Origin of the sequence: Fulvivirga kasyanovii (genome assembly GCF_009711405.1) — a bacterium.
Lineage (GTDB): Bacteria > Bacteroidota > Bacteroidia > Cytophagales > Cyclobacteriaceae > Fulvivirga > Fulvivirga kasyanovii.
In genome coordinates, this window is record NZ_SMLW01000246.1 from 1 (window position 1) to 3,069 (window position 3,069).

Annotated in this window: 5 protein-coding genes; 1 reads left to right on the plus strand and 4 read right to left on the minus strand. The window is 41.4% G+C overall.

Features of this window, described 5'->3' with window-relative positions; genetic code table 11:
• Nucleotides 1-400 (minus strand): hypothetical protein (locus tag E1163_RS01405; protein ID WP_155168740.1); only part of this gene is annotated, 400 nt, incomplete at its 3' end.
• Between the two features lie 129 nt (nt 401-529).
• Between E1163_RS01405 and E1163_RS01410 the strand changes: the two genes are divergently transcribed.
• Nucleotides 530-1,021, plus strand: coding sequence for a cupin domain-containing protein (locus E1163_RS01410; RefSeq protein ID WP_155168744.1), 492 nt, complete (start codon nt 530-532; stop codon nt 1,019-1,021).
• Nucleotides 1,022-1,068: 47 nt separating this feature from the next.
• On the opposite strand, the gene E1163_RS01415 is transcribed toward E1163_RS01410, so the two are convergent.
• The 3 genes from E1163_RS01415 to E1163_RS01425 are packed head-to-tail and all read right to left on the minus strand — an operon-like array spanning nt 1,069 to nt 2,749.
• Nucleotides 1,069-1,263 carry a cold-shock protein gene (locus E1163_RS01415; protein ID WP_155168741.1) on the minus strand — a complete coding sequence of 65 codons (195 nt, stop codon included), beginning with the start codon at nt 1,261-1,263 and terminating at the stop codon, nt 1,069-1,071.
• Between the two features lie 30 nt (nt 1,264-1,293).
• Nucleotides 1,294-1,533 (minus strand): cold-shock protein, encoded by a 240-nt coding sequence (locus tag E1163_RS01420; RefSeq protein WP_155168742.1) that lies wholly within the window; start codon nt 1,531-1,533, stop codon nt 1,294-1,296.
• A 10-nt stretch (nt 1,534-1,543) separates the two neighbouring features.
• Nucleotides 1,544-2,749: a DEAD/DEAH box helicase gene (locus tag E1163_RS01425; protein ID WP_155168743.1), complete on the minus strand. Its 1,206-nt coding sequence runs from the start codon at nt 2,747-2,749 to the stop codon at nt 1,544-1,546.
• Nucleotides 2,750-3,069: the final 320 nt, after the last annotated feature.

The following is a 3,069-nucleotide window of genomic DNA, read 5'->3' on the forward strand; positions in this document are numbered from 1 at the left end:
GATCTACACAATAATTCCATGGATCAAATGTGTTGACCCAGTCGATAAACAGGAGCCGGTATTCTTCGATAGCCTCCCTGATTAGGTGTAGGTATTGGGTATCTTTAAAACCAAACATTTTCAGGCCGCTGCAATGGGTCATGAGGTCACGGGCTGCTTTTCTGATGATAGCCGCATTTTCCATGCGTATATCATACAAATCGGCAGCCTCTGCACCTGCTACCTTTACCGTAAGGTTAGCAGCATCTTCCAGCATAAAGCCTTTGTAAGTACATAGCATTTGATCTTCATCAGGGATCAGGTCAGTAATCTTAACAGTAAGCTCATAGATTTCCAGCCCCTTTTTGAATATCGGCAGTTGCTCAGGGTTGGGTGAGTGGGCATCGTCTTCCTCATGCATAGGTTTGGCAGGGTGGTTTGTACTATGCCAAAATTAGTATATTTGACTCGATTAGTAATGCAATAATAAAACAGAATGCAAATCCATTTATTTTAGATGGATGGTGGTTTTTCAAAGAGTGATATTAGTATGGACAAAGTCAATGAATATATTCAGGTACTCGGCTTGCAACCTCATGTAGAGGGAGGGTATTACAAAGAAACTTACAAGTCGGCTATTGAAAATGAATACGCCGGGTTTAGTGGCAAAAGGAGTGTGAGTACAGGTATCTACTTCCTTCTTCGCAAAGGTGAGTTTTCTGCCTTTCACCGGATAAAATCTGATGAGATGTGGCATTTCTATGATGGAGATCCCTTGTCTGTTTATATAATTACAAATTCAGGGCAATTACAGGTAATTAAGCTGGGGCTGGATTTAAAAAGTGGACAACATCCGCAGGCAGTAGTGCCGGCAGGGTGCTGGTTTGGGTCTCGGGTGGAGTCGCCGGGAAATTTTGCCCTTGTAGGTTGTACTGTAGCGCCAGGATTTGACTTTCAGGATTTTGAAATGGCAGAGAGGGGGAATCTTTTAGCCGACTTTCCGCAGCATGGAGATATTATTACTGAATTAACAAGGGGATGAAAACAAAAAGGCAGCCATAACCTGACTGCCCTTTTCTGTATATTTTATTAGTCGATCACCTCAACATTAACTGCATTCAGACCTTTGCGGCCTTGCTCTACGTTGAAGGATACTTTGTCGTTTTGCTCTATTTCGTGGATCAATCCGCTTTCGTGTACGAATATATCTTCCTGGGTATCATCTTGTAATATAAAACCGTAACCTTTTGACTCGTTAAAGAATTTAACTGTTCCTTTTTTCATTCTATTGTTTATTATAAATTATTGATTCGTTTATTTATTTTGGTCCTCAGCGCCAGCACTGTCGCTCTTTTTTGAAGATTTCTCTTCCTGTTCTGATGGTGGGGTAGATGTGATATTACCAAACTCATCTACATAAGCGATCATTTCGTCTAAAGTACCACCAGTAGAGTTTTCTTTCCTTTCCTGCTTTTTTTGCAGTTTTTCCTCTTTTTTCTTCTGCTTCTTTTTTTCTCTCTGTTGCTTGATAAAGCTGTTCTGAGATCGTGCCATATATTGTGTTTTAGTTAATAAATGTGATTGCTTTTCCGGTTTTTCCGGCGCGGCCTGTCCGGCCTATTCTGTGGATATAATCATCGTATGTTTTAGGTATTTCATAATTGATCACCATGGAAACATCCGTAACGTCAATACCACGGGCCATTACGTCAGTAGCCACTAAAACCCTGACCTGGCCGTTTTTGAATTTTTTCAACGCCCGTTCACGTGCAGGCTGGCTCTTGTTACCATGTATCTCGTCTGATGGAATACCGGTTGTGTTTAATTTTTTTGCCAGTTTACTTGCCCTTCTCTTGGTTTCGCAGAAAAGTATGACCCTGCTGTCTTTCTCCCGGTCTTCGGATATTACTGATACCAGCTTTTCGAACTTATCTTCACCCTCTGGTACCGATACCACATTCTGATCTACATTACCAGATGATTTCAGGGCCGAATTGGCTTTAACCTTTACAGGGTTGGGGATTATTTTACTGATGATTTTTTCCTGCGATGCAGGCATGGTTGCTGAAAAGAGCAACGTCTGCTTTCGTGCAGTCATTTGGCTGATAACATGTTCAATATCCCTTATAAAGCCCATATCCAGCATCCTGTCAAATTCATCCAGTATCAGTACCGGGAAATTTTTAAAGGCTAATTTACCACGCTGGGCCATGTCCATTATTCTGCCGGGCGTACCGATCACCACATGTGCAGGCCTTGAAAACGCAGCCAAAGACTTACCCATATTTACACCGCCAATAAGCGTAATGGAGTGCAGCTTTGTGCCTCTTGTCAACTTTCTGAACTCATCCTCAATCTGAGATGCCAGCTCGCGGGTAGGTGTAATGATGAGTGTGTCGAAATACTTAGGGTTAGTAAGTAACCTATTGATAATAGGGATCAAGAAGGCTCCTGTTTTTCCGGTGCCCGTTCCGGCAATGCCTACTACATCTTCGCCTTCCAGTATGTGGTTAATGCTCTTGTCCTGAATCTCGGTGGGTGAGGAGTAACCCCTGTCATTAATTCTTTTGATAAGGTCTTGCTGTAAGGGGAAGTCTGCAAATTTATTAGTGACCTCGTATACTTCCTTTTTTACAGGGGTTACGGCCTGGCTTATAAATTTGTTGATGTCTATACTGCTATTGTTGTTCTTTTTCCTGTTTCTGTTTCCGCCATTATTGCGGTTAAAATGTGAGGCACGCTTTGAAGGCCTCTGTTTAGTTCTATACATTCTGTTTGATTAAATGAAAAATCATGCTTACCCATTACACCTGAGTGCGATGGATAGCCTTTTGGATCCCGAAAGTGCCTAATTCATAGGCCTGGAAATCATCTTCAGCCTTAGTTAGTACACTGCAAAAAAAAGCGGATACAGCTATTATAAATCGGGCTAAAGTATTCGGTCTTGATTATTGTTTAAAAGAACCGACTTTGGTCAAAGTCGAAGGATATTAGAGAAAAGAATCTTTTGAGAAATTTCCTGTAAGAGATTGCCTCTACTTTGATGAGAGGCAAAGGTAGTACTAATAAAACTCATAACCTAATATTCTA

What these genes read in the sequence shown, in the direction of transcription:
- E1163_RS01410 (WP_155168744.1), top strand. Translation starts at nt 530, where the DNA reads ATGGACAAAGTCAATGAATATATTCAGGTACTCGGCTTGCAACCTCAT.
- E1163_RS01415 (WP_155168741.1), bottom strand. Translation starts at nt 1,263, where the DNA reads ATGAAAAAAGGAACAGTTAAATTCTTTAACGAGTCAAAAGGTTACGGT.
- E1163_RS01420 (WP_155168742.1), bottom strand. Translation starts at nt 1,533, where the DNA reads ATGGCACGATCTCAGAACAGCTTTATCAAGCAACAGAGAGAAAAAAAG.
- E1163_RS01425 (WP_155168743.1), bottom strand. Translation starts at nt 2,749, where the DNA reads ATGTATAGAACTAAACAGAGGCCTTCAAAGCGTGCCTCACATTTTAAC.